This is a genomic window from Parashewanella hymeniacidonis, from assembly GCF_016900895.1.
GTDB lineage: Bacteria > Pseudomonadota > Gammaproteobacteria > Enterobacterales > Shewanellaceae > Parashewanella > Parashewanella hymeniacidonis.
On record NZ_JAFEUN010000073.1, the window covers coordinates 1 to 24,621 of the forward strand.

The following is a 24,621-nucleotide window of genomic DNA, read 5'->3' on the forward strand; positions in this document are numbered from 1 at the left end:
TGTGCCATACGCAGTTACGTTTCGAGTTGTCGAAAGCAAAATATCACAGCCTCAACTTCGTTGAACCTGCTGTTCAGCGGGCACTTGCCTGATATCTTTGTTTACCCAGCTGAATAGTTACAGAAAAAGAAGTATTGGTGTAAATAAAAATGGGATTACAGATGCAACCCCATTCCAAGTTTTGAACGGATTTTTTAAAGCGCTCTGAGTATGTTCTCAACACTGGCTTTAGCGTCGCCAAATAACATTTGGGTATTCTCTTTAAAGAATAATGGGTTTTGAACACCTGCATAACCCGTATTCATCGAGCGTTTAAACACCACGACGTTCTCTGCATTCCATACTTCAAGTACAGGCATACCTGCAATTGGTGAGTTCGGATCGTCCAATGCAGCTGGGTTAACGGTATCGTTCGCACCAATCACTAGAACAGTATCTGTATCAGAAAAATCATCATTGATCTCGTCCATTTCTAATACAATGTCATAAGGTACTTTTGCTTCAGCAAGTAATACATTCATATGACCCGGTAAACGTCCAGCAACAGGGTGGATACCAAAGCGAACTTTAATGCCTTTATCACGCAGCTTTTGAGTGATTTCAGCCACAGGATATTGGGCTTGCGCAACGGCCATTCCATAGCCTGGGGTGATAATGACACTACGAGAGTTTTTCAGCATGTCAGCCACATCATCTGCTGAGGTTTCTCTGTGTTCACCTTGCTCTTCATCAGATGAAGATTGCTGAACGTCTGTACCAAAACCACCTGCAATCACTGAAACGAATGAACGGTTCATTGCCTTACACATTATGTAAGATAAAATTGCGCCAGAGGAGCCTACAAGTGCACCAACGATGATAAGTAGATCGTTTGATAACATGAAGCCAGCCGCTGCAGCAGCCCAACCCGAATATGAGTTCAGCATAGAAACCACAACGGGCATATCAGCACCGCCGATTGACGCAACCAAGTGCCAGCCAAAAATACCAGCAATAACAGCCATGATCACTAATGTCGTGATGCTAGCGTGCGATCCAACAAAGTGAATTAACAGACCAGTACTTAATACTAGAGCCAGTAAGTTCAGTTTATGGCGATGGGGCAGCATCAGTGCTTTAGAGTTGATAACGCCTCTTAACTTTCCAAATGCAACAATTGACCCAGTAAAGGTTACTGCACCAATAAAGATACCTAAATACACCTCAACTAAATGGATGTTGTATTCAGCGCCGCTGTGGCTTATCTGTTTGATGGCGTCAGAAACTGAGCCTACAGTTTCAGGGTGTAAATCGATAAAGCTATTAAAGCCAACTAAAACCGCAGCTAAGCCAACAAAGCTGTGTAAAACGGCAACCAGCTCAGGCATTTCAGTCATTTCGACTCGGCGTGCTAAATACACACCTATGCCACCACCAGTAATCATGGCAACCAATATCCAACCCATACCTAAAGTTTCAGGTTTTAGAATGGTCGCAATAAGTGCAATTGCCATACCGGCCACACCGCAAATATTACCTTGTTTCGCAGTTTCTTGCTTTGAGAGCCCTGCAAGGCTGAAAATGAAAAGTACCGCAGCAATTAAATAAGCGGCAGAAATAATCCCTTGTGACATAATTAAGCCTCTTAATCTTTACGGAACATTTTCAACATACGTTGGGTGACAGTAAAGCCCCCAAAGATATTGATACTGGCAATCAACACGGCAAAAAAGGCTAGACCTTTAATCAATAATGAATCATGCCCAATTTGGAGTAATGCCCCAACAACGATAATGCCTGAGATTGCATTAGTGACAGACATCAGAGGTGTATGCAATGAATGCGATACATTCCACACGACGTAATATCCCACCACGCAAGAAAGTATGAAAACCGTAAAGTGTGATAAGAAGGCCGCAGGCGCTGTAGCTGCAACGGCTGTGAAAGCCAATGCGCCCAGTGCACCAATCCAATATTTTTTATTGGAAGGTTTTGGTGTCTCCTTCACTTGAGGTTTCGCAGCTTCTTTCGGTTTTTGCGGCGCAGCAGAGACTGAAATCGGTGGCGGCGGGAACATGATTTCACCTTCGTGAGTCACGGTCATATTTCGAGTCACAACGTCTTCAAAGTCGAGTTCTACTTGCCCGTCTTTTTGTTTACACAGCAATTTCATCAAGTTGACTAAGTTAGTCGAATAAAGCTGAGAAGACTGAGTCGGTAAACGGCCCGCTAGATCCGTATAACCAATAACCGTTACCCCGTTGCCAGTAACGACTTTTTCTCCACTCACGCTTGGCTCAACGTTACCGCCAGAGCCAGCTGCAAGATCGACAATGACCGATCCCGCTTTCATCGAATCAACCATCTCTTGAGAGATCAATTTTGGCGCTGTTTTTCCTGGAATTTGCGCTGTTGTGATGATGATGTCGACATCTTTGGCTTGTTCTGCAAACAGTGCCATTTCCGCTTCAATAAACGCTTCGGACATGACTTTGGCGTAACCGTCAGTCGAGCCACCGTCTTCATCACTGAATTCAAGCTTGAGAAATTCGCCACCCATAGATTCAATTTGTTCAGCAACTTCCAGTCGAGTATCAAAGGCACGAACAATTGCGCCTAATGAGCCCGCTGCACCAATTGCGGCTAAACCTGCAACTCCCGCACCAATGACGAGTACTTTAGCTGGTGGGACTTTTCCCGCAGCGGTAATTTGCCCTGTGAAGAAACGGCCAAATTCGTGAGCGGCTTCTACGACAGCACGGTAACCACTGATGTTGGCCATTGATGAAAGTGCATCAAGAGACTGTGCTCGTGAAATACGTGGCACCATATCCATGGCTAACACTGTCACTTTGTTCTGTGACAATTTCTCAACCAGTTCAGGGTGTTGCGCAGGCCAGATAAAGCTGACGAGAATCGTTCCGGCAGTTAACTTTGGGATCTCTTCATCTGTCGGTGCATTCATTTTGAAAATGATATCGGCTTGCCAGATATCTTTTGAGAGGCTGGCTCCAGCCTCTAGATAGGCATGATCAGTAAAACTTGCTGCTGCTCCGGCAGCGGATTCAATCTGTACGTCAAAACCAAGTTTTATAAGCTGCGTAACACTTGCTGGGGTTGCTGCAACTCTAGGCTCATTAACGAGTGATTCTTTGGGTATTCCAATTTGCATTATGGTTCCCTTTGTAAAACAGTTGGGCGTATGAAAAATAAGCTAAATACGACGATATGGTAGACTTGATTAAAATGCAATCAGATCAGTCAACAGAATAGGTTGACCGTTGGTTATCTGAGTAAATTTCAATTGACATGGCATATGTTATAAATCTTGTTAAATGCAAACTTTGCCGCACAGACGAGTAATTAACGAATACAAGTTAAAGAGTTGTTTAAGCGGTCACATTAAACTTTGAAAGTGTGAAGAGCAATTACTCAAGCATCGATTAAAAATGATATATAACAAAAGTGTATATAAAATGAGCAATTCACCTAGCTAGGTTATTTAAGTGAGCATTAAATTAGATTAATGTGAGTATGCCGCATCTTTCTAAATTTGCTTCTAAGCAGTTGTTTCGTAGAAAACACCTAGGGTGTGACATTGTCGAAAGTGAGGCTATGAAGCTACCCATCGACATCGAGTTTTCAACAAGCTCAATTCCAAGTCTTCAAATACGAGAATGATGAAGAGGTGTATAAATGTACCTAAAAACGTTGAAACGGGCTTTAACCGTTACTCCGCTTTTACTTTCTGCTATTGCAATTCAAGCGCAAGCGCAGACACAAGTAAATGATGTTAACTCAAACTCTTACCCTAAAATTAACGATGTTCAGACGACTGTTTTACAAGCCGGAACCGGTTATGAACTTAAACAAGTGACCTATTATTCTGACGATTCTTCTCGACAGCAGAACAGTACATTGTTTTACATCCATTCGGTGCAAGGCGCAATGAATGCTATGAAGGAAGCTGGGCTTTCAAAAGAAGAGGAACAGGGGATTATTGATGATTATTCCCACAAAAACTGTGACAAAAATGATAAACAATGCCTTAACCGAGAAATCTCTCTTATCGTGGTAGATAAAGGCGTTGCTGATCATTTAAATGACTCTCCTGAGCTATTCAATTCTTATATTCAGTCCACCGACCTTCAACCCTATGTTCAGCAAAGATTAATGAGCCTAGGTAAAAACGTTAGCGCTCAAGGTATTGTTCCAATGAGCAGTTTTTATAGCTGTAACAGTCGCAATCAAGAAGATTTTACTCTCAAAAAAGATTTCGATCAGCCTTACAGGGAGTCAAAAAACGCCGCAAGCGGTAATGCGAATTTGAATGGTGAAATTGATGCTAATTTTCATGTCGGGACTAAAGCTCAAATCTTTTACAGTGTTTACTCGAAATTATGCATCCCCCATCGTGTAGAGGTAGAAAAAGTAGTTAGTACCGCTAAATACAGTATTACGGGTAATTTTGACATTCACGGCAGTGTGGCTGGCGACATCAAAACTTGGGATTGGGATATCAAAGACCCTGTTATAGGAAATGGTGGTTTTAAAATTGCGAATATTCCATTCATTTATGATGTTAGGTTACCGATCAGTGCTGGCGTTGGTGATATTCATTATCAAGCAAATGGCGAAGTTGGCCTTAAAAAGCAATTGGATATCGAAGGTGAATATCAATACGAATGCACCAAAAATGAGTGTAAAAAGATCGAGTCGACTTACAATGATAATGGTTTAGTGAAACTAGATGATATTCGGTATCAGGCACTTGGTTCGATTTCACTTACACCACACATCAATTTGATGCTCATGGCTAACGTATTTAACGGTTATATTCATGCACAAGCAGGTATTGACGCTAATATGCCTGTAAATGTGACTGGTTATATCGGAAATGATTGTGGCAACGGTAATGGCTTAGGAGCTGATGATACCGTCTATGCTGGCTTCGTTAATGTTGATTTACATGTCAATGCCGCTGCAGAAGGCCATGCGTTTAACAAGAGTTTCTTAGATAAGTCGTGGCCTTTGGTTAATAAGAATGTCTTATTTAGGGACATAGCACATCCAAGTTCAGCGCTTTCCCCCATCATTAGGTCGAGTGTTGAAGGGCAGAGTGCCGATTTATCAGTTGGTTTACGTTCATGTGTAGGACAAGTACCGAATTCGTATCAGAACTATGTTGTGAACTGGGGCGACGGTCAATCTCAAAAAATTAATGGCATGAATGGTGGAACATCATTACAACATTCATACACTAAATCTGGTGATTATAAGGTAACGGTCAAGCATAAAACTGGGCCGAGTACGACGTTAGATGTGAACGTATATACCCATGATACCTGAAGATGCTCGATTTCAGCGAGAATGCACAGCTTGTTAATCAAGGCAACAGTGTGCGGCAATAGTGAGCTATTGTTAGCACTGGCAACACAGAGTAACGCGCTGTGCAACTCGCACTTCGTGGACTTCTCAGCGACAATTTTTCTTTGTTACATTAGCTCGAAAGAATCCCGATATTCCTTCGCTAATGCGCCTCAAAGAATTGGCGCTGAGAAAGTCCTGAAACATGCATCTTCAGGTATCATGGGTATAGTATTGAATGACTGCACCCTCATATTCGAATATGAGGGTACTGAAGATCCTATCAATTCTGTTTGTAAAACAGCATCTTCCATAACTCATCACAACTCGTCAATCTAAACAAAATTAATTGGTCTTTATCTTTTGCTTAAAGTAGTTTGTTGTTTATATGTAATAACGGTTAACAACCTTAACGCAGTGATTTTTGTGAGGAGTTTATGGAATCTGTAAGAGATCTTCCCTTTAATGACAATGCTTTTGTTTCTGCCCCAGTTCCTCCTAATGCAGCAATACCCCCTTTTTGTAATTCTGAGCAGAAGCAATATCAGGGGCAACCTACTTGTCCATTTCAACCATTTACTCATTTTTGGAATGTGCCAATAGCAAATCATTTTGTTTCAGCCCCATTACTACCAGTTCAATTTATTACCACTTCGCAACAGCAACTGAATTTTGAAACGGCCTCTATAACTTCAGATTTAGATTCGTACGCACATGAGGTTGAACGTATTAAGCTGAATTTGAAAGAGGCAGAAGATGAATTATTCAGAGCTAAAGCAAACTATTCCTTTGAGAAAAAAAAGCGTGAGCCTCAAGTTTTATATTGTGATGAACTAAAGCAGAAATTAAAAAAGCTCGAGGAGAAGGTGTCTAATATCCATAAAACACTTTCACACGCTGAAGTGCAGCTAAATACAACACAGCAGCAACTTAGTATGTTCCATGCGGTTAAAGCTCAAAAAGAACTCATGTTGGAACAAGTTGCTGCACTTAAAGAACAAGCTAAAGCTAATTACAACGAGTATTTAACTCATGAAGTTGTGGGCCTTCGCCAAGAGTATGAAAAAGTAGTTCAAGCATTATCAGATGTAGAGCAAGTGATTAAAGCTGAAGAGCCAATCAAGCAACAGCGTCTCGTAATGTTTATAGAAGAAAGAGAAAAGTATATTAAACCAAGGTTTCCTGAAGTAGTGTCCGTACTCTCTAAAGTAAGTGACCTTTGGGCGAATTACCATCACATTTGGTCTGCAAGTAAGGTAGATGTTACTGCCAGCTGTGATGCTAGTGACTCTGAGAAATGTTTTTATGATCAAGATAATACAACTGAATTTGCTTTGCTCGCATCCAAATTTAATAAAGCAAATAAGGAAATGATAAGAGTCGGTACAGAGCTAAGCATTCGAGAACAACAGCTGCAATTTATCTATAAACATGTTGAAAAATTAAGTTTTGATCACCAGAAAATAAAACAAGAGTGTGCCCAATTGAATCAAACTATTGTGAGTTTAGAAAAGAGTGTGCAAGCCCAAAGAGTAAAGGTATCGGCGCTTCAAGATAAATTGAAACAGAGTTCAATTCAGTATGCTAAAGATGAGGAAGTGATTAGAAATCTACAAGAAAAGTGTATCGCAGGCGCTACTGAATTAGAGTCTTTTAAGGCTCAATGTAGAGAAAAGCTGGCTGTAGTTAATAAATTAAGAGCCGATGTTTCGCTCGTTGAACATATGAAGTTTTAGAGCAATCAAAGGTAATGTAGCTCTATGCATTTATAAGGCATAGAGCTACAAAAGGCTTAGATTAACTAATTGAGTATTGGCACTTTTTTTGGTATTTACATCAAAACGTAAAGTTCAGTTTCGCAGAGTAACTGGTACCATCAAACCCATAAGGAACTGCACGGACAGGATATCTGAATGCACCGCCTGTGATGACATCCAATACTTCGTTTTCACCTAGCTCATCAGGACGTTTGTCAAAGATATTATTGACCGTTAAATCAAGGCGTAACGATTCAGTAAGTTGGTAACTGTAATTCACATCAATCAATACTGCAGCTTCTACAACACTTGTTGGTAAGAAACCTTCGCCTAGATAAATGTGATTGTTACCAAAGTAATCGACTTCAGTTTTACCAAAGTAGTTGGCTCTAACTGTAGCGCCCCATTTATCAGTATCATAATCAAAGGTCAAAGTTGCACGCTGTTTTGGCTGACCGCCTGTTAAAAAGCTGCGCTGTGTATCCGCCAGTGCTACATTAGTAGGGATGCCCTCAGGCGTATTTACATTGTCAATTTTTGTAGAGTTTAAGTTTCCTGCAAACGTAATATTGAAATCACCCTCGGCGAGCTCTGTTTTATAGGTGGTGATTAGGTCGATACCTTGTGTGGTCGAATTTACTGAGTTTGCAAAATAGTTTGCTTGTGCAGCGCCTGTAGCTTCAAGTGCTGCAACGGCTTCTGGGCTAAAGCTAACTTGTTCTGGCGTTAACAAACTGCCTAAAGTGATGCGGTCTTCAATTTGTACTCGATACGCATCCACCGTTACTGAAACTGAATCAGATACATTTGCCACAAAGCCAACACTCAGACTTTTTGAAGACTCTAACTCAAGGTTATTCACTCCAAGAGCTGCTGGAAAAGAGGAGCCTGCAAGCGCCGTAAACGATTGTGATAAACCGCCACTGCTATCTAAGTTGGTAGTAAAAGCGGTATAGCCACTTTGTTGAAGTGACGGAGCTCGGAATCCAGTCGCTACAGCACCACGGAAGCCAAAATCATCATTGATATCATAACGGGTTGAGATCTTACCGACTAAATCACTTCCTGCATCGGAGAAGTTCTCATAACGCAATGCTGTACCGACCAACCATTTTGAGGTTAGTTGGGTTTCAACGTCTAAATAAGCGGCATAGCTATTACGGCTTGATGTGCCGGCGGCTTCTGGGCGCAAACCAGGGAAAGCTTGAAAGCCACAAGCTGCAAATACGCTGTCATCTATAACGGATGCAAAACTAGAGTCATTAGAGCGTCCACAAGAATATGAAGCAAATTCACCGGCAACAATTTCATAGTTTTCTTTGCGGTACTCAGCACCAAAGGCTACATAAAGTGGCTCATCACGACCAATTTCGATTGCGCCTGAAACATCGGCATTAAAAGTTAATTGATCGAACCTGAAACCGCCACTGTAACCTGCTCGTGGCCCAGCATTGGCTGCAATCTCACTATCCGTAGCATCAGGGTTGTTGGCTATATATTCAGCGGCGTACGAGGCATTAATCGTATGCTCAGAGCCAAAATCATAGGCATTTCTACCATAAACAGCTGAAACGTCGTATTGCCAATCATCGCTGAAGTCACCACGTAATCCCAATGCTACAGAAGTGTCCTTAGCTTCGTTGTCGATAAAAGGTAAGAAGCCATCAGGATAAACTTGAGGTACGTTTTTCGCTGCATCATTAAAGCTACGATAAAAACCGTTTCCTAAGGCTGTTCGTTTTGAGAAACCACCAAATGAATAGAGTTCTGCTTCCCCCAAAAGAAGCGCTGAGTTATAAAAAATTGACAAAAATTCAGCATCAGCATTACCTTGTTTGTACCTTACTTCATCTGACAAACTTCCCGAAGGTACGGTCGAAGACCCAACAGTATCGCGTTGTGCTCGATTGGTACCGTCTACATCACGGTATTCTAGGGAAACATTGAAAAAACCATCTTCTGCTAAAGCAAAACCTGTATTAAAGCCAAGTGAATAGCCTCCACCATCACCTTCAGTGGTACTGCCGGCTTGAATATAGCCTGAGGTTACATCGGTTGAATCTTTGAGGGAGACATTGATCACACCTGCAATGGCGTCGGAACCATATTGTGCTGCTGCACCATCTCGTAATACTTGTACATCTTTCAGAGCTATCAGCGGAATAGCATTCATATCTGTACCAGCTGAACCTGCGCCAACGGTTCCATTCAGGCCTAGAAGGGCTTGATTATGGCGGCGTTTACCATTTACCAATACCAGCGTTTGATCTGGTTGTAAGCCACGAAGCGTTGCAGGTCGATAAAGATCTGAACCATCAGATACCTGAGTGCGTGTAAAATTAAATGATGGTACGGAAGATTGTAAGCTTTGGCCTAATTCGGTAAAACCACTTTTAGTCAAAGTCTCACCATCAATAATATCAACTGGTACCGCTGAATCGGTTTCAGTACGACTAGAGACTCTAGAGCCCAAAACAGAAACTCTTTCTACTGCAGCGTTAGTCGGTTCATCCGTTGTATTTGCATAGGCTAAAGGTGCTGAAAAGGCAGCAGATATGGCTAGAGCCAGAGTATGGCAGGTGAATGTCTTGTTCATGTAACGTTTTTCCAATTCTTATCATTATACTGGTTGAGTTAAGCAGGAAAACCGTTAACCCCTCTATTGTTGTTTTTATAATTATTCTGAATTGGAACATATAATGTTGCTGGATGGTTTGTCTAGTGTTTATTTTTTGTTAAATGTGTGTTTTAGGGCTAGCTTTAAATATTTTATTTTAATTTACAATACTTTATTAGGTTTTTATTATAATGGAAAAAGTTTATTAAAATAGATTGTTAACGATTTTAGTGAGTTTGAGTTTACGTAAACGTAATATAGTTATTCGCTTTTATAGCGTTATATTTCAGAGTTGAGGCGTAGAACGCAAATCACCAAATATAAAAAAGCACAGTTAACTGTGCTTTTTAGATGAAATAGATAAAACGATGAGTTACTTACCTTCCCAAAACCAAATTTGGCAACCATTAATGTTGGCTCGTTGAAGTTTATGTCGATCGTGCTCTGCTTTTCGCTTACGAGGATAAGGACCGATTACAACTTTATACCAAGTGCCACTCTTAATATCGACTTTGCTGACAATGGCTTCAAGACCCTGAAAAGCAATTTTAGCTTTAAGTGCATCGGCTTGTGATTGTTTACGAAAAGAACCACATTGCATTTGATAAGGTCGAGAAGGTTTGGTACTCGGTTTAGGTACATCAACTTCTACTTCTTTCTTTTCAAGCAGATCTTGATATTCCCACTTTTCTTTTGGTTTTGGAGGCAAAGCATCTTGCTTACGTGGTTTGGTTTTTGGTTGTTCAATTTTTGCAGTTTTAGGCTCAGGTCCAGCACTGTCCTTAATGCTCCATAAAAAGTACCCGAAAGCACCAATACACATGATCACAAAAAGCAAAGCCAAAATCGGAAATGATTTTGGTTTTTGCTTAGTGGACTTATTGCCACGACTGCTATTGCGTCGTGGCTTAGGTTTGTTAGCGTAATCGCGGCTCATGTTACATTTGCTCTAACGTTTCAATCCCTAGAAGTGCAAGACCTTGTTTTAAGGTGCGTGCAGTTAGTTTAGCTAATAATAAGCGGCTTTGCTTTTGTGCTTCTGAATCGGCATTAAGTACTGGGCAAGCTTCATAAAAGCTAGAGAATGCACCAGCAAGCTCAAATAAGTAACCACATAGTACATGAGGCTGGCCTTTAGCACTAACGCGAACCAGAATTTCATTAAATTGACCTAGTTTGTTACCAAGATCTTTTTCTTTCTCATGCTCTAGGTTGATCTTTGCACCAGATAGATCAATGTCTTCTGCACGTTTAAAAATACCAGCAACTCGAGTATAAGCATACAGTAGGTATGGCGCAGTATTACCTTCAAAACTCAGCATTTGATCAAAGCTGAAGATATAGTCACTAGTACGATTTTTAGATAGGTCAGCGTATTTAACTGAACTGATACCTACGACTTTAGCAATCTTCTCTACCGTAGCATCGTCCATGTCTGGATTCTTGCTACGTACTAACTCATTAGCACGAACAATGGCTTCATCTAATAAGTCTGCTAACTTAACTACGCCACCGCTACGAGTTTTAAATGGACGGCCATCTTCGCCGTTCATCGTACCAAAGCCTAAGTGCTCTAAAGACATTGAATCAGGAACAAACTTAGCCAACTTCGCTAAACTAAATACCTGTTGGAAATGTAACCCTTGGCGTAAATCAACAAAATAAAGAGCACGATCTGCCGTAAGAACGTTCGCACGGTATCGCATTGCCGCTAAGTCAGTAGTCGCATACAAATAACCGCCATCGGCTTTTTGAATGATGATTGGTAATGGTTCTCCGTCTTTATTTTTAAACTCTTCTTGGAAAACAACTTTCGCACCAGCACTTTCAGTAAGTAGGCCTTGAGTCTCTAGATCACTAACGACTTGAGCTAAATCGTCGTTATAAGCACTTTCACCGTGTACATCATCGCGAGTTAAGCTCACACCAAGTTTGTTATAAACTTCATGACAATGGCTCAGTGAGATATCGTTAAATTTGCGCCATAACTTGTTGCAATATTCATCACCTGATTGCAATTCGACCACTAAATTGCGGGCGCGAGTCGCAAACTCTTCCGATTCATCAAAGCGAACTTTTGCAGCACGATAAAAGGTTTCTAAATCTGAAAGTTCAAGACTGGCTTTATTGCCATCTTTAGCCTGTAATTCTTCCATGTACGCTAGAAGCATACCAAATTGAGTACCCCAATCACCGACATGATTTTGGCGAATAACGTTATGGCCTAAAAATTCGAGCGTACGAACAACACTGTCACCGATGATCGTTGAACGTAAGTGACCAACATGCATTTCTTTTGCTAGGTTTGGTGAAGAATAGTCAACCACAATGGTTTGTGACTCAGGTAAGTTAACACCCAATTTTTCGTCTTCCAATGCATCTTGCAATTGGTTAGCTAAGGCATTTTCATCAATAAAAAAGTTGATGAATCCTGGGCCGGCAATTTCAACTTTCGCTATATGTGACGACGCTGGTAGATTATCGATAATTAACTGGGCAAGCCCACGCGGATTTTTACGTGCGGCTTTCGTTAGCATCATTGCTAAGTTTGTTGCAAAGTCGCCATGACTTTTGTCTTTGGTTCGGTCAACCTGAATTCGAGCCTGAATGTCAGAAGGAACGATCTCTAACTGGATTAATGTGGCTAAGGTTTGTTCAAGCAAAGACTGAATATGTGATTTCATTGGCGATCTTCAACGTCTAAAATGAATGTGAAAAGTGAACCAGATATTTTAACCCAATGTAGTGCTATATGCTATGTAAACGACAGGACTATCTTACAGAATATCGATTTGGTTGATGTGAATATCTAATTGGGTCAGGCAGCTGAGGTCGAGTGCTGTCTGGCTGCGGCAATGCACAAGAGGTCGCATTCTTTGAATGGGTTACTTTTGTTTTTTCAGTGAGGTTCTTTAATTGTCTGGCTCGTTGCCAATTCATTTTTGACCCCGGTACTAATGTTGCTAAAAAGTCTTGCTGTTGTTGCTTTCGAAGCTCTTCTGCATCTTTCGTTTTTTGAGCTTGTTCTTGTTGGCATTGAAATTCAAGTTCAGCTTGCTCCTTCTCTAGCTTAGGCAGTAACTCATGGGTTTTTGAACTGACCTGTTGAGCATAGTTCATGGCATCAGACGGAAAGCACATGCTTGCTGTTATTTTACATTGCTTCAGTTTTAATTGAGAGTGTTGACCTGCTTCTAGCACTTGCATGGCTGTATGAGCACAATTTTGACCTAGAACTTTATATCCTTTTGACTTAATTTCATTGAACTTACTGATCATGCGCCCTGTCTGAGCTTTTGGTATTTTTATATGATGCTCTTGTTGAATGGTTCTGTCGCGATATTTACGTATTTCTGCTTTGAGTCTTTTTCTAATACTGGTCTCATTTTCTTGTTTTTCTTTCGTTGACAAGGTTTCATTTTCTGCTTTTACATCAGAACATTTTTCAGCACCATTATTGAACGACAAATAAGCGTAACCGCCACTCGTTTTGACTATCATGGCGGCATGAGCCCCGCCTTGAAAGTTCAGAAATAAGGCTTCTCCATTATTTGAACATTTTTTAAGAAGTTCAGTGGCGATTCCGTCAGCTACTTCATCAGGTATGCCTGGATTACATTCTTGCTTTAAGGTTGCAAGTAGCCATTTAGCTAGCCCTCTTAAGAGCCTTAAAGGATTTGAAGACTGGGTCTTGTGGAAGCTAGAAACAAAAGAGGCTGAAGAAGGCTTACAATCATATTGATTTTTACCAAGACTGGATTTTTGTGCTTTACATTGAATTGAACCAGTCCGAGCTGGACCATATGTTTTCAACTCAGGCCGAGCAAAACGCATCATATCCAAACTCATGTTTACCGCCTTAGAAATTCATCAGCTTGGGGCTATCGTTTAGTGTTTCCTTAAAACAGTGCGTGTAGCTGTCAAAGCAGATTAAAGTGTTTACACTAATGATTATAGTCGCTGAAGATGAAATTAAGGTTGCTCAAACGATTAATTTTTGGAAACGAATGAGTTAATTAGTTATTAGGGGCTGCTTACCTTTCGTGATTTTTTTGCAGCGATGCTATTGAGTATTCACTGCTCACGCCTTGAACCTAAAAAACTCAGTTGAACGCTAAATGACTTTTTAAGCCCATGAAAGTAAATTAATAACCTGATTGAATATTATCACCTGTTGGGTGAATCGCTCTACGCTCACAAGCTGGTTAAAATTGCCGTTATCTGCGTTAGAACATTTGCAAGTAGATTAACTACTTGCTGCACGCTCTGCCTTGCTACCGATAATTTTTTCTGCGCTTGAAAACGTACCCAACTGAGTTTTCTAGGTTGAACAAGTAAACGCTCAAAAAGCACGAAACATCAACCTGAAAGATAAACAGCCTCTAAATGAGATCTTGAGGGTCTCTATCAACGTGCCAGCGACACTTTTTCGCAATGGGCAATTGCTCAACTTCAGCCAAAGCTTGCTCAAACACTTTCTGCATCAGAGGTCTTGATTGCGTTTGGAACATTAAATGACGGCGAAATTTACCTGCTTTTTTATCCATTGGAGCTGGCATAGGACCTATCACTTCACATTGCTCGTTTTGTGGTAGGCGGTTCGCAAATTCATTCAGTAAGGTATCTGCATCTATGGGGTTGTGAGCTTCCGCTTTTACCAACACCATATTCCATGCTGGTGGTAACAGTGCTTGCTTGCGTTCTTCGAGCTGATTACGGGAAAACTCCGCATAGCCCTTGTGTAAGATCTCTCTTAAAATGGGATTGTCAGCTTGATGTGTTTGTAAAAGTACTGTACCAGCTTTAGTTGCTCGTCCTGCTCGACCTGAAACTTGTGTATAAAGCTGCCCAAAACGCTCTGGAGCACGAAAATCTGCTGAAAAAAGTGCACCATCTACATCCAGCATTCCAACTAAGGTTACGTCAGGGAAGTGATGCCCTTTAGCCAACATCTGTGTTCCCACTAAAATCTTGTATTCACCTTTATGAATGGCATTAAGATGAGATTCTAATGAGCCCTTGCGTCGAGTACTGTCACGATCAATTCGAACAACAGGGTATTTAGGGAATAATTGTTGAAGTGTTTGTTCAAGTTGCTCAGTTCCAATCCCCTGTCCTGCAAGCATGGTGCTACCACATTGATGACATTGGCGAGGAATAGCGTACTGGTTACCACAATGGTGACAGCGAATTTCGCCTAGAGCTTGGTGAAGGGTAAAAAAAGCATCACAGCGATCACACTCATGTAAATGGCCGCATTCATGACATAGCAGGGCAGGCGCATAACCTCGACGATTTAAAAACAGTAACACTTGATTACCTGCATCAAGGTGAATACGAATTTCGTTAATGAGTGCTGTTGATAATCCTGCTTTTAAAGGTTGATCGCGTATATCAATAATGCCTTGACGCACTTTTTGTGCAGCGCCAGCACGATTGGTTAATTCGAGATGTTGATAGCGCTTGGAGAGTGCGTTATTCAAACTTTCTAAAGAAGGAGTGGCAGAACCTAAAACGACCGGAATATCTTCAAGACTGCCTCGCATTACAGCAAGATCACGGGCATGATAACCCACACCTTCTTGCTGTTTGAAGCTACTGTCGTGTTCTTCGTCCAGAATGATGATGCCGGGATATTTCATAGGCGTGAATAATGCCGAGCGAGTGCCAATGATAATAGCCGCTTCACCCTCTCTAGCCTGTTGCCAAGCAATCAAACGTTGTTTATCTGTTAACCCTGAATGAATCACACTCACTTGCACATCAAAGCGTCTGCGGAAACGACCAATGGTTTGAGGCGTCAAACCAATTTCCGGTACCAACACCAACGCTTGTTTACTTTGCTTAAGAATATGTTCAATCACAGAAAGATACACTTCAGTTTTGCCTGAACCTGTTACACCTTCAATTAAGCTTGTGTTAAAGCCAGATTGTTGTGTGAGTGTCGATACAGCAACCGCTTGTTCTGCATTGAGTTTGTGAGGTGTCTCACCGAGAACCAGTGATTGTCGCCACCTTAGGTTAAACTCCGTTGTTCTTTGCTTGGCTTCAACCCAGCCCTTTTCTGTAAGGGCCTTTAATGCCGATTTACTCAACGATAGTTCGTTAAATTCTGCTGGTGACAAAGCACTTATTTTTAATGCTGCTAGCAATTTTTTCTGTGCAGGTGATCGTTTAAGTGTCGACAATTCAATTTCATTGCCTAAAACGGTAATACAGTATTCAACTTGCCCTTCAAATTCACTTTCCCCTCCTTTTCGTAAGGCAACCGGGATGGCTTGGCTGAGCATCTGTCCGTGACTGGTAAAATAGTATTTTGCTGCCCAATCACACAGCTTTGCGAGTGACTCGGGTAAAAGAGGGCGTTGATCAAGCAGTTCTGTAATTGGCTTTATCTTGGATTCATCCAGCTCACAGAAAGGTGTGATATTAAGAATAATGCCAACACGGTGCTGGTTACCAAAAGGTACACTGACGCGAGAACCAATTTTAGCATGATCAATAAATTCATCGGGTAATAGGTAACTGAATCTTTGCCTTAATGGAACAGGTAAAGCAACATCAACAAAATTTGGCATATAGAATTTAAGTATGAAGGTATAGGCTAAGTTTATTCATGTTAACGGTATCGAGCTAGAGATAATTTAATATTTTGCTTAAGTTAAGCGAACTTTGAGTTTAACAGTTCGAAATATAACTTCGACTTGTTTGAAGTGTTAGGATAAGTTAAAATCTTGCGCCTTCGAATGCTACGGTAAAATAGCGTTCGCTAAGTAACGAATTTTAAATTTTAACACATGTGGTGCCCAACTTCGGGTTGGGAAGGCGACATGGCCTTATTTTGAGGTAACCCAAATGAAACAAGGTATCCACCCAGATTACGAAGAAATCACTGCAACTTGTACTTGTGGTAACAACATTAAAGTTAAGTCTACTGTAGGTAAAAACCTTCATTTAGACGTTTGTGGTGCATGTCACCCATTCTACACAGGTACACAGAAAGTTGTTGATACTGGTGGTCGTATCGACAAGTTCAACAAGCGTTTTGGCGCACTTTCAAGCAAGAAGTAAATTCTGCTTTGAATTGAACTTTAAAAAGGCGCTCATTGAGCGCCTTTTTTGCATTTAACACAAAGTAATGTAAACGGATTTATGAATAAAACTCAGTACTTTTATCTACTTTTGGCGCTGATATCGGGTGGTTTTCTAGCTGCCATGATATTTTTTAATAGCCAACTAGCCCTTTTTTATTCTCCTGCAGAGTCTTCCTGGTTCGCTCATGGTATTGGTGGGCTTACCGCCTTAATTCTTATTTTTAGCCTCAATCAAGGTAAGCAACAATTGTTCGCTAAGAATGACCAAACACCATGGTGGGCTTACTTGGGGGGACTGCCTGGTGCTTTTACAGTTTTACTTGCTGGAATCACAGTAAACAGTCATTTGGGACTTACAGGTTCTTTAGCATTGGGATTAGTAGGGCAAATCTCATTCAGTTATCTGTGTGATTATCTCGGTTTATTAGGTCTAGAACCAAAAAAAATGACGTTAAGAGATCTTGTGAGTCTGTGTTTGATATGCGGTGGTAGTTTGATGATTATCTTTTCAAGAGGGGCTATCTAATGACAATGATAATACTGGCTTTACTCAACGGCATTTTAATCGGACTTGCTAGAACGTTAAATGGACGCTTAGGGAGCAGTCGTGGTGCATTTCTCGCTTCTTTTGTGAACCACTTTGTTGGTTTTGTTTTTCTGACGATTATGCTTTGGCTTGTATTCGAAACACCTCACTATGATGAGTCCATTCCTACACATGCTTATTTAGGGGGAATTATTGGAGCTCTTTATGTCGCTGTAAACAGTTTTGTTTTACACAAAGTTGGCGCAGTAACTTCTATATTATGTGTATTGAGCGGTCAGATGTTAGCGAGCCTGATGATTGATATGTGGTTATTAGATTCAGCACTTTCTTCAACTCAAATTTTGGGCATTTTGTGCATTTTTGCGGGAATGTATCTGACTTTAACAAAAAAACAGGTCTGATGACTTCGACGATTTGTTGAGCTTTTCGAACAAACGCCTTCAATTTCAAAAAATGAATTTTTAACGCATTTGTTAATTTAAATACAAAATTGTATACAATTTGTGCATAAACTACTTGTGAATTGCGCTGATAGAATTTAATCGCCAGAAAACCTGTATTTAAATTACATATATTGTCGAAAAAATCTATTTTTTTTCAATCATAGATAAAAAAACTAATCAAAAAGACAAATCATTTACAAAAGTTAAAATGACAAAGAGCTTGTTCCAATCAGTGTTAATGACTAAAATTGCCGAGTTATCTGCTTAAGCCCCAAGCATTTAATATGTAAGTTATTTTTTTGTTAATTGCGTTTCATTACAACAACAAAATGGAACAATAAAAATCGCACACTTCAGGACGTGAACATGTCAGATTTTCGCCAACAAGCCCTCGATTATCATGAATTTCCAATACCAGGAAAAATGGCTGTAACTTTAACTAAACCTGCTAAGACTAGCCATGATCTTTCTTTAGCATACAGCCCTGGTGTAGCAGAACCCGTTCGAGAAATTGCTGCGGATCCTGAAAATGCATACCGATATACAGCAAAAGGCAATACCGTCGCTGTAATTTCTAATGGCACTGCCATTTTAGGCTTAGGAAATCTAGGCCCGATGGCGTCAAAGCCTGTAATGGAAGGTAAAGCATTATTATTTAAAACTTTTGCTGATATTGATGCAACAGACATTGAAGTTAAGCACAACACGACTGCAGAGTTTATTAATACTGTGTCTGCGATTGCAGATACATTTGGTGGTATTAACCTTGAAGATATCAAAGCACCTGAATGTTTTGAAATTGAAAAAGCCTTGATTGAAAAATGCAATGTACCGATTTTTCACGATGATCAGCATGGTACAGCTATTGTTACTGCTGCAGGAATGATCAATGCATTAGAGATTCAAGGTAAGAAAATTGAAGATGCAGTCTTTGTATGTTTAGGTGCAGGTGCGGCTGCAATTGCTTGTATGACTATGCTCGTGAAGTGTGGTGCTCAACGTGAGCACATTTACATGTTAGATCGTAAAGGTGTAATTAATACACAGCGTGACGATTTAAATGAGTACAAAGCACTGTTTGCAAACAATACGGATAAACGTACCCTTCAAGACGCAATTAAAGGCGCTGATGCCTTTTTAGGCTTATCTGGTCCAAACCTATTAGGTGAAGATGATGTTAAATTGATGGCCGATAATCCAGTGATTTTTGCATGTTCAAACCCTGATCCTGAAATTAAGCCTGAACTCGCGAGAACAGTTCGTCCAGATGTTATTTTGGGCACCGGTCGTAGTGACTATCCCAATCAGGTTAACAATGTACTTTGTTTTCCATTTTTGTTCCGTGGCGCACTCGACGTTCGTGCACGTGAAATTAATGATGAAATGAAAGTTGCTGCTGTATTTGCGCTCGCTGAACTCGCAAAAGAGTCCGTGCCTCAAGAAGTATTAGAAGCGTATCCTGATGTGGAAGAGCTAACCTTTGGTGCAGGCTATGTACTGCCTAAGCCAATGGACTCTCGTTTACTGCCTAGAATTGCGACAGCCGTGGCTGAAGCCGCAATTAAATCTGGCGTTGCAGGTATTAATGAATTACCTGAGAATTATTTAGCCTAAATGAGAAGTGGTATAAAAGGGAGCTATGGCTTAATGTCGATTGTTTAAGCTACTTGAATGATCATTGAGAAGCTTCATAATCGGTTACAACCCTATTGTAACCGATTTTTTATGCCTGATTTTTTCCAAAGAATGACAAATCACAGCTGAATTTTGTCACGAATATCCAATCATCAGGAGACCTCCCTCTCTTAGCAGTCAGTAGCATTATCAAAGGCAAAGAAAAATTGGGAGCAGCTCCGCTGAAATATCTTTTTAAAACTACCGCAGCAGAAAGGGAGAAACAGCACCAATTTGACGTTATTCTTTGCCACGCTGTTGCTGAATGCCTCATGGATGCTGAAAATACACTGCAAAACTTGTTGAAACTATTGAAGCCTGACGGAGCTTTTTCGTTGATGTTTTATAATAAAGAGGCGCAGCGATTTCATAGTCTTGTTTCGGGGGATTTTGAGTATGTTGAGGCAAGGTTGAAAGCCAAAAAGACCGTTGGTTTAACCTCAGAATACCCACTTTATATTGAATAAGTGACATCGTGATTTACAGCATGGAAATTGAATGTGGTTTGTAAGTCTGGTGTGCGTGTGATTAACGATTATATGAAACCATATCCAGATCAAGATATTAATGTTGATAAATTAATGCAAATGGAGTTGACCTACTCCCGAAAGCAGCCCTATATTTCAATTGGGCGTTTTGTTCATTTTATCGGCAAATTTGCATGAAAATATGTTCTTTCGACATCGCCTGACATGCAAACCTGTCGATTTCGAGAGGGTTAAATGCTGCATCGCAAACAGGACTCGTATCAGGGTGGAGTATTCAGTACTGCTGAATCTAAGCAAGAGCTTCCTAAAGATAAACTTCCGAAAACAAGTCACTCCTCAAATACAATTTATCAGTTGATCAAAGATGAACTGATATTGGATGGAAACTCTAGGCAAAATTTAGCAACGTTTTGTCAAACCTGGGTTGAGCCAGAAGTCGAAAAGCTTATGGCTATTGCTGTTGACAAAAATATCGTCGATAAAGACGAGTATCCTCAAACGGCCGAAATTGAAAAGCGTTGTATTCACATTATTTCTGATCTTTGGCATGGAGAAAGCAGTGGAGAGTCAGCACTGGGGACTTCAACTACCGGCTCAAGTGAAGCTGCAATGCTGGGAGGATTAGCATTACTTCGAAAATGGCAAATAAAAAGAAAATCACAAGGCCTAGATTTTGATAAGCCTAATCTTGTCACAGGGCCTGTACAAGTTTGCTGGCATAAGTTTGCAAGGTATTGGGGGGTGGAATTACGTGAAGTACCAATGGAGCAAGATTGTTACCAATTAACGCCCGAAGCCACAATTAAACATTGTGATGAAAACACCATTGCAGTAGTTGCCACGTTAGGGCTGACGTTTACAGGCCAGTATGATCCTATCGAGCAGATAGCAAAAGCACTCGACGAATTTCAATTAACAACAAGTATTGATGTTCCTATGCACGTTGATGCTGCAAGTGGTGGGTTTGTTGCGCCATTTATTCAATCAGACCTTAAATGGGATTTTCGATTGAGCCGAGTTCGCTCCATTAATGCCTCTGGCCATAAGTTTGGATTAACACCTTTGGGTGTCGGTTGGATATTGTGGCACACAGAGTCAGATTTGCCAGATGATCTTGTGTTTCATGTAAATTATCTTGGTGGCAATATGCCTGATATCGCCCTTAATTTTTCTCGACCCAGTGGGCAAGTCATTGCGCAGTATTATAATTTCTTGCATTTAGGCTTTGAAGGTTATCAAGCCATACAGTCAACCTGTCGAGATATCGCCATTTACCTTGCTAATGAAATTAATCAACTGGGATATTTTGACATTATCTATAACGGTAATGGTGGACTTCCAGTCATTAGTTGGAAGCTAAAAGAGCATATAACGGATTTCAATCTCTATGACTTAGCGGATAGATTAAGGAATAAAGGCTGGCAAGTTCCAGCTTACGCACTCCCTGTAAACCAGCAAAAAACTGTGGTTCAAAGGATCTTGGTTAAACGAGGATTCAGTAAAGATTTAGCTTGCTTGTTAATGCGAGATTATAAGCAAGCTATCGAACACTTAACCTCACATCCAAGAGTTAAGTCCTTAGGTCAGAACGAAGCCAGCGGCTTCCGTCACTGACAAATTGATGGAGAGCTCCAGCAGCTCTCCACTTTTGCACCTGCTTTTTTAAGGTATTGATTAATACTTTTTTCTCCAGCTAAATGCGCTGCACCAACTGCAATGAAAAGTTGATACTTCGAACGTTCTTGTATTTTATCTATGATGGATGACGCCATACTTTTGTTACGCTGCCAGAGTAATTTATCGATGAACTCCTGATCACCTTGTCGTTTTAATTTATCTTGAGAAAGGGCATCAATCGCATTTAAATCGCCTCGGCGCCATGCTGCAAACATGTTCGTTACTTGACTGTCCGAAGCCGTGATCGATTGGGTCAGCATTGACTCTTGTATGTCCTTACTCATCTCACTCATCAGTTTTAATTGAAACTCTGTACTTTCTAACTGTAATAGCAGCTTTGAACCTTTATTTTCAATGAGGTAAGATTCAATGCCTAAGTTGGCATGGTAGCCTAATTGATTTAATCGAAAGAGGGTAATTTGAGTCGCTTGAACCCAAACTGAAAAACGACTTAGTGCAGCACATAATCGGTGATGAGTCTTACAATAGTTATCATAGGCTTTGTTTTGATTTTTATCGGTTTTAGATCGATGAGAGTATTTTTTAATGAGGTGCTGGTCTTCAGCAGAAGGTACTGCTTCGAGGAAGATCGCATCACTATGGTTAATCTGATGCTTAATTAAATTAGGTAAAGGGTAAAAATCCTGCTTACCGACATGGACTGAACCAAGAAGATAGGCAGTGTGTCCTCGTAAACTGATTTTAAAGAAAGGCGGCGTGTCAGATTCTTTGGCTGACGCCGTAGATAATGCAAAATAGAAAAAAACGAAAATTAATGCATTAAGCTTTTTGCTGCTTTGCTTCATAATCTTTTATAATCCCTGTCAATTAAGATATTGAGAACAGTGTATGTCGTATAGCAAAATTTTTGAACAAATTCAGCAAAATATTCAATTGGTGTACCGTCAGGCAATTGATGCTGATCAGCAATTGGACTCATTGAAGCAAGCTGGTCACGGAAAGTATAAAAGTATTTTTACTAAAGATGAGGGGTTTGTTGTAGAGAGCAACCGTTTCAAGCCCTATGTTGCAGAGCTTGTCGAGGAATTTGAAGGGTTAAAAAAGCAGGAGCAACCCGATAATCAAGCTATTGCTGATGTGGTTGCCCGCTTGGGTGTGATATTACAAACATTACAATTACTAAAAACGAAGTCTAAATAATTATTTTAATTTAGTTTTTGCCATTTTGTCCATCCAGCTATTTAGTAGATGAGTTTCGTATTTAAACGGACGATCGAAGGCTGGTTGGATACGATCTAAGAAGCCCAAATCGGAGATGTTCTCCTTGCCTGTTGCAAGGACTTTACCTTCTTGAGTCACTTTATAAGTGAATTTAAATCTTGGAGGATAAACATCTTTTACAACTCTAAGATCGGATGCGCCGGCACCAAAACTTGGACGAACATCGCCAGCTAAATCAACGTCAGTGACTATCATTTGAAGCTTCTGTTTGGATTTGAGAACCTTTTTAGCTTCTTTACTTAAGCTTTTTGTTAAATCTTTAAAAAGCCTTGCTTGAAATCGAGACTGTAATTCGCCTGACGACTTTATATCACGATAATGATCTGGTGACTGCCAAATCACCGATACACTTCCGTTTTCAATGTTCACGGTTTCATCTTTTTTTGCGTCGTGAGCTGATGCAGCACCAGTAAATAGTAATGCAACCAGCCCTAATACTAATTTATTCATGGTTCCTCCTAACTTGAGATTTATTAATAGTAACTTATTGTATTTGACAGGTTTGTACTACTGAAGTTCTGTTAATTCTAGTTTAGTTTTTATTCATTTGTTAATTTGTGAACCAGCACGACATTGTCTATTAAATTACGATAATTATTAAAGACTTCCTATCGCTGCGTCAAACCGTTAGTATTCTCAACATTCCTTGCATAATAGATATTACTCATGCCTTTATCTCTGCGTATTCTTAGTATTTTTTACGTACTTATTGTCATTGCGGCTGTTTGGCGGTTTGTTGATGCGAATTCATTAGAAATGTTTACCGTAGGCGTATTACCTGTTTTGTATGGGGTATGGAGAGTTGAATCGTGGACGCTCATTGTTTTAAGGGTTTACCTCGCTTGTCAAACATTGGGCGTAGTTGCTCTTGGTGCTACGGCAGTGATTGCTTATCAAATTACACCTGAAGATGTTAAGGTCGTTTTTGAAGGGCATACTATTCCGATGCTACCTTTAGTTGTGGCTATTATTGGGTTTTTAAGCTTCCAATGGTGGGTAGCATTCAGCGTAAAAAATATAAAATATTTTAAGCAACAATAAACTTTTCTGGTGTAACTCCCGAGTTATGTGTCTATACTAGGAAATGAAGGTTGAAAAATGACCTCTCGCTTGCAGTTATTGGCAGTAATTCTAAGAAACACTTCTTCGTTGTTTGAATTCAATATAAAGCACTGAACTTTAGGCTAAGCCTTAAAATATTACGTGAATGAGTTATTCGCTCAGTTTATGAAAGTGGTAATACATACGTTAAAAACGTAGAGTCTTACTTGAATTATCTATGGAAAGAAGAGACAACAATATGAATAAAAGTGAACTTGTTGCCATCATGGCCGAGAAAGCTGAAATCACAAAAGCAGAAGCAGGACGCGCATTAAGTGCTTTTGAAGGTGCTGTTACTGGTGCACTGAAATCAGGTGATAAAGTATCTATTTTAGGGTTTGGTTCGTTTGAAACTTCAACTCGTTCTGCAAGAACGGGTCGTAACCCACAAACAGGTAAAGAGATTCAAATCCCTGCTGCGACAGTTCCAAAGTTTAAAGCTGGTAAAGCACTAAAAGACAGCGTTAATTAACTGCGCTGTGAAGTGTGGAAAGCAATGCAATGGCATTGCTTTTTTTGTTTGCCCAGCGAAGCTGGCAAACCCGACAGGTTGAAAGAAACCTGTATCGCCCCGACTGAGGGGAAGATAATCCGAATGGCAAGGGCGTTGTTGGCTAACGGCAGGGTCTGAAGGA

At 40.4% G+C, this 24,621-nt stretch carries 20 protein-coding genes; 11 read left to right on the forward strand and 9 right to left on the reverse strand.

Annotated elements, in window-relative coordinates:
* Window positions 1-194: 194 nt before the first annotated feature.
* Complete coding sequence (pntB, locus tag JQC92_RS14505; RefSeq protein ID WP_205000314.1) at window positions 195-1,613, reverse strand: Re/Si-specific NAD(P)(+) transhydrogenase subunit beta; 1,419 nt, start codon at window positions 1,611-1,613, stop codon at window positions 195-197.
* A gap of 11 nt (window positions 1,614-1,624) precedes the next feature.
* On the reverse strand, window positions 1,625-3,151 hold the full coding sequence (locus JQC92_RS14510; RefSeq protein WP_205000315.1) for a Re/Si-specific NAD(P)(+) transhydrogenase subunit alpha: 1,527 nt from the start codon (window positions 3,149-3,151) through the stop codon (window positions 1,625-1,627).
* Window positions 3,152-3,675: 524 nt separating this feature from the next.
* Between JQC92_RS14510 and JQC92_RS14515 the strand changes: the two genes are divergently transcribed.
* Both JQC92_RS14515 and JQC92_RS14520 read left to right on the forward strand, forming a co-directional pair.
* The gene (locus JQC92_RS14515) at window positions 3,676-5,328 is read left to right on the forward strand and encodes a hypothetical protein (protein ID WP_205000316.1); all 1,653 of its coding nucleotides are present in this window, start codon (window positions 3,676-3,678) and stop codon (window positions 5,326-5,328) included.
* A 455-nt stretch (window positions 5,329-5,783) separates the two neighbouring features.
* Window positions 5,784-7,082 carry a hypothetical protein gene (locus JQC92_RS14520; RefSeq protein ID WP_205000317.1) on the forward strand — a complete coding sequence of 433 codons (1,299 nt, stop codon included), beginning with the start codon at window positions 5,784-5,786 and terminating at the stop codon, window positions 7,080-7,082.
* Window positions 7,083-7,182: 100 nt separating this feature from the next.
* Here the strand turns inward: JQC92_RS14520 and JQC92_RS14525 are convergent, their stop codons facing one another.
* The 5 genes from JQC92_RS14525 to priA form a co-directional block, all read right to left on the reverse strand.
* Window positions 7,183-9,699: a TonB-dependent receptor plug domain-containing protein gene (locus JQC92_RS14525; RefSeq protein ID WP_205000318.1), complete on the reverse strand. Its 2,517-nt coding sequence runs from the start codon at window positions 9,697-9,699 to the stop codon at window positions 7,183-7,185.
* Window positions 9,700-10,093: 394 nt separating this feature from the next.
* Window positions 10,094-10,657, reverse strand: coding sequence for an SPOR domain-containing protein (locus JQC92_RS14530; RefSeq protein ID WP_205000319.1), 564 nt, complete (start codon window positions 10,655-10,657; stop codon window positions 10,094-10,096).
* A 1-nt stretch (window position 10,658) separates the two neighbouring features.
* On the reverse strand, window positions 10,659-12,404 hold the full coding sequence (gene argS / locus JQC92_RS14535) for an arginine--tRNA ligase (RefSeq protein WP_205000320.1): 1,746 nt from the start codon (window positions 12,402-12,404) through the stop codon (window positions 10,659-10,661).
* An 88-nt stretch (window positions 12,405-12,492) separates the two neighbouring features.
* Entirely contained in the window at window positions 12,493-13,569 is a 1,077-nt protein-coding gene (locus tag JQC92_RS14540) for a hypothetical protein (RefSeq protein ID WP_205000321.1), read from the reverse strand.
* A gap of 533 nt (window positions 13,570-14,102) precedes the next feature.
* Window positions 14,103-16,298, reverse strand: a complete 2,196-nt coding sequence (gene priA, locus JQC92_RS14545) for a primosomal protein N' (RefSeq protein WP_205000322.1) — start codon at window positions 16,296-16,298, stop codon at window positions 14,103-14,105.
* A 277-nt stretch (window positions 16,299-16,575) separates the two neighbouring features.
* Here priA and rpmE point away from each other — a divergent pair, with 277 nt between their 5' ends.
* The 6 genes from rpmE to gad all read left to right on the forward strand — a co-directional run bounded on the left by rpmE (window position 16,576) and on the right by gad (window position 21,580).
* Window positions 16,576-16,791, forward strand: coding sequence for a 50S ribosomal protein L31 (gene rpmE / locus JQC92_RS14550; protein WP_129945514.1), 216 nt, complete (start codon window positions 16,576-16,578; stop codon window positions 16,789-16,791).
* A gap of 81 nt (window positions 16,792-16,872) precedes the next feature.
* Window positions 16,873-17,340 carry a DMT family transporter gene (locus JQC92_RS14555; RefSeq protein ID WP_205000323.1) on the forward strand — a complete coding sequence of 156 codons (468 nt, stop codon included), beginning with the start codon at window positions 16,873-16,875 and terminating at the stop codon, window positions 17,338-17,340.
* Window positions 17,340-17,762: a DMT family transporter gene (locus tag JQC92_RS14560; protein ID WP_205000324.1), complete on the forward strand. Its 423-nt coding sequence runs from the start codon at window positions 17,340-17,342 to the stop codon at window positions 17,760-17,762. The genes JQC92_RS14555 and JQC92_RS14560 overlap by 1 nt, the downstream gene beginning before the upstream one ends.
* A gap of 408 nt (window positions 17,763-18,170) precedes the next feature.
* The gene (locus JQC92_RS14565) at window positions 18,171-19,418 is read left to right on the forward strand and encodes a malic enzyme-like NAD(P)-binding protein (protein ID WP_205000325.1); all 1,248 of its coding nucleotides are present in this window, start codon (window positions 18,171-18,173) and stop codon (window positions 19,416-19,418) included.
* A gap of 227 nt (window positions 19,419-19,645) precedes the next feature.
* Window positions 19,646-19,945 carry a methyltransferase gene (locus tag JQC92_RS14570; RefSeq protein WP_205000326.1) on the forward strand — a complete coding sequence of 100 codons (300 nt, stop codon included), beginning with the start codon at window positions 19,646-19,648 and terminating at the stop codon, window positions 19,943-19,945.
* Between the two features lie 255 nt (window positions 19,946-20,200).
* Window positions 20,201-21,580 carry a glutamate decarboxylase gene (gene gad / locus JQC92_RS14575; protein WP_205000327.1) on the forward strand — a complete coding sequence of 460 codons (1,380 nt, stop codon included), beginning with the start codon at window positions 20,201-20,203 and terminating at the stop codon, window positions 21,578-21,580.
* On the opposite strand, the gene JQC92_RS14580 is transcribed toward gad, so the two are convergent.
* Window positions 21,574-22,449, reverse strand: coding sequence for a TraB/GumN family protein (locus tag JQC92_RS14580; protein WP_205000328.1), 876 nt, complete (start codon window positions 22,447-22,449; stop codon window positions 21,574-21,576). The two genes, gad and JQC92_RS14580, sit on opposite strands and share 7 nt — an antisense overlap.
* A gap of 43 nt (window positions 22,450-22,492) precedes the next feature.
* Here JQC92_RS14580 and JQC92_RS14585 point away from each other — a divergent pair, with 43 nt between their 5' ends.
* The gene (locus JQC92_RS14585) at window positions 22,493-22,804 is read left to right on the forward strand and encodes a prephenate dehydrogenase (protein ID WP_205000329.1); all 312 of its coding nucleotides are present in this window, start codon (window positions 22,493-22,495) and stop codon (window positions 22,802-22,804) included.
* Here JQC92_RS14585 and JQC92_RS14590 read toward each other — a convergent pair whose 3' ends face one another.
* The gene (locus JQC92_RS14590) at window positions 22,805-23,335 is read right to left on the reverse strand and encodes a DUF3016 domain-containing protein (protein ID WP_205000330.1); all 531 of its coding nucleotides are present in this window, start codon (window positions 23,333-23,335) and stop codon (window positions 22,805-22,807) included.
* Between the two features lie 216 nt (window positions 23,336-23,551).
* On the opposite strand from JQC92_RS14590, the gene JQC92_RS14595 reads away from it, so the two are divergent.
* Window positions 23,552-23,926, forward strand: a complete 375-nt coding sequence (locus JQC92_RS14595) for a hypothetical protein (RefSeq protein ID WP_205000331.1) — start codon at window positions 23,552-23,554, stop codon at window positions 23,924-23,926.
* Between the two features lie 259 nt (window positions 23,927-24,185).
* Complete coding sequence (locus tag JQC92_RS14600; protein WP_129945493.1) at window positions 24,186-24,458, forward strand: HU family DNA-binding protein; 273 nt, start codon at window positions 24,186-24,188, stop codon at window positions 24,456-24,458.
* Window positions 24,459-24,621 lie beyond the last annotated feature (163 nt).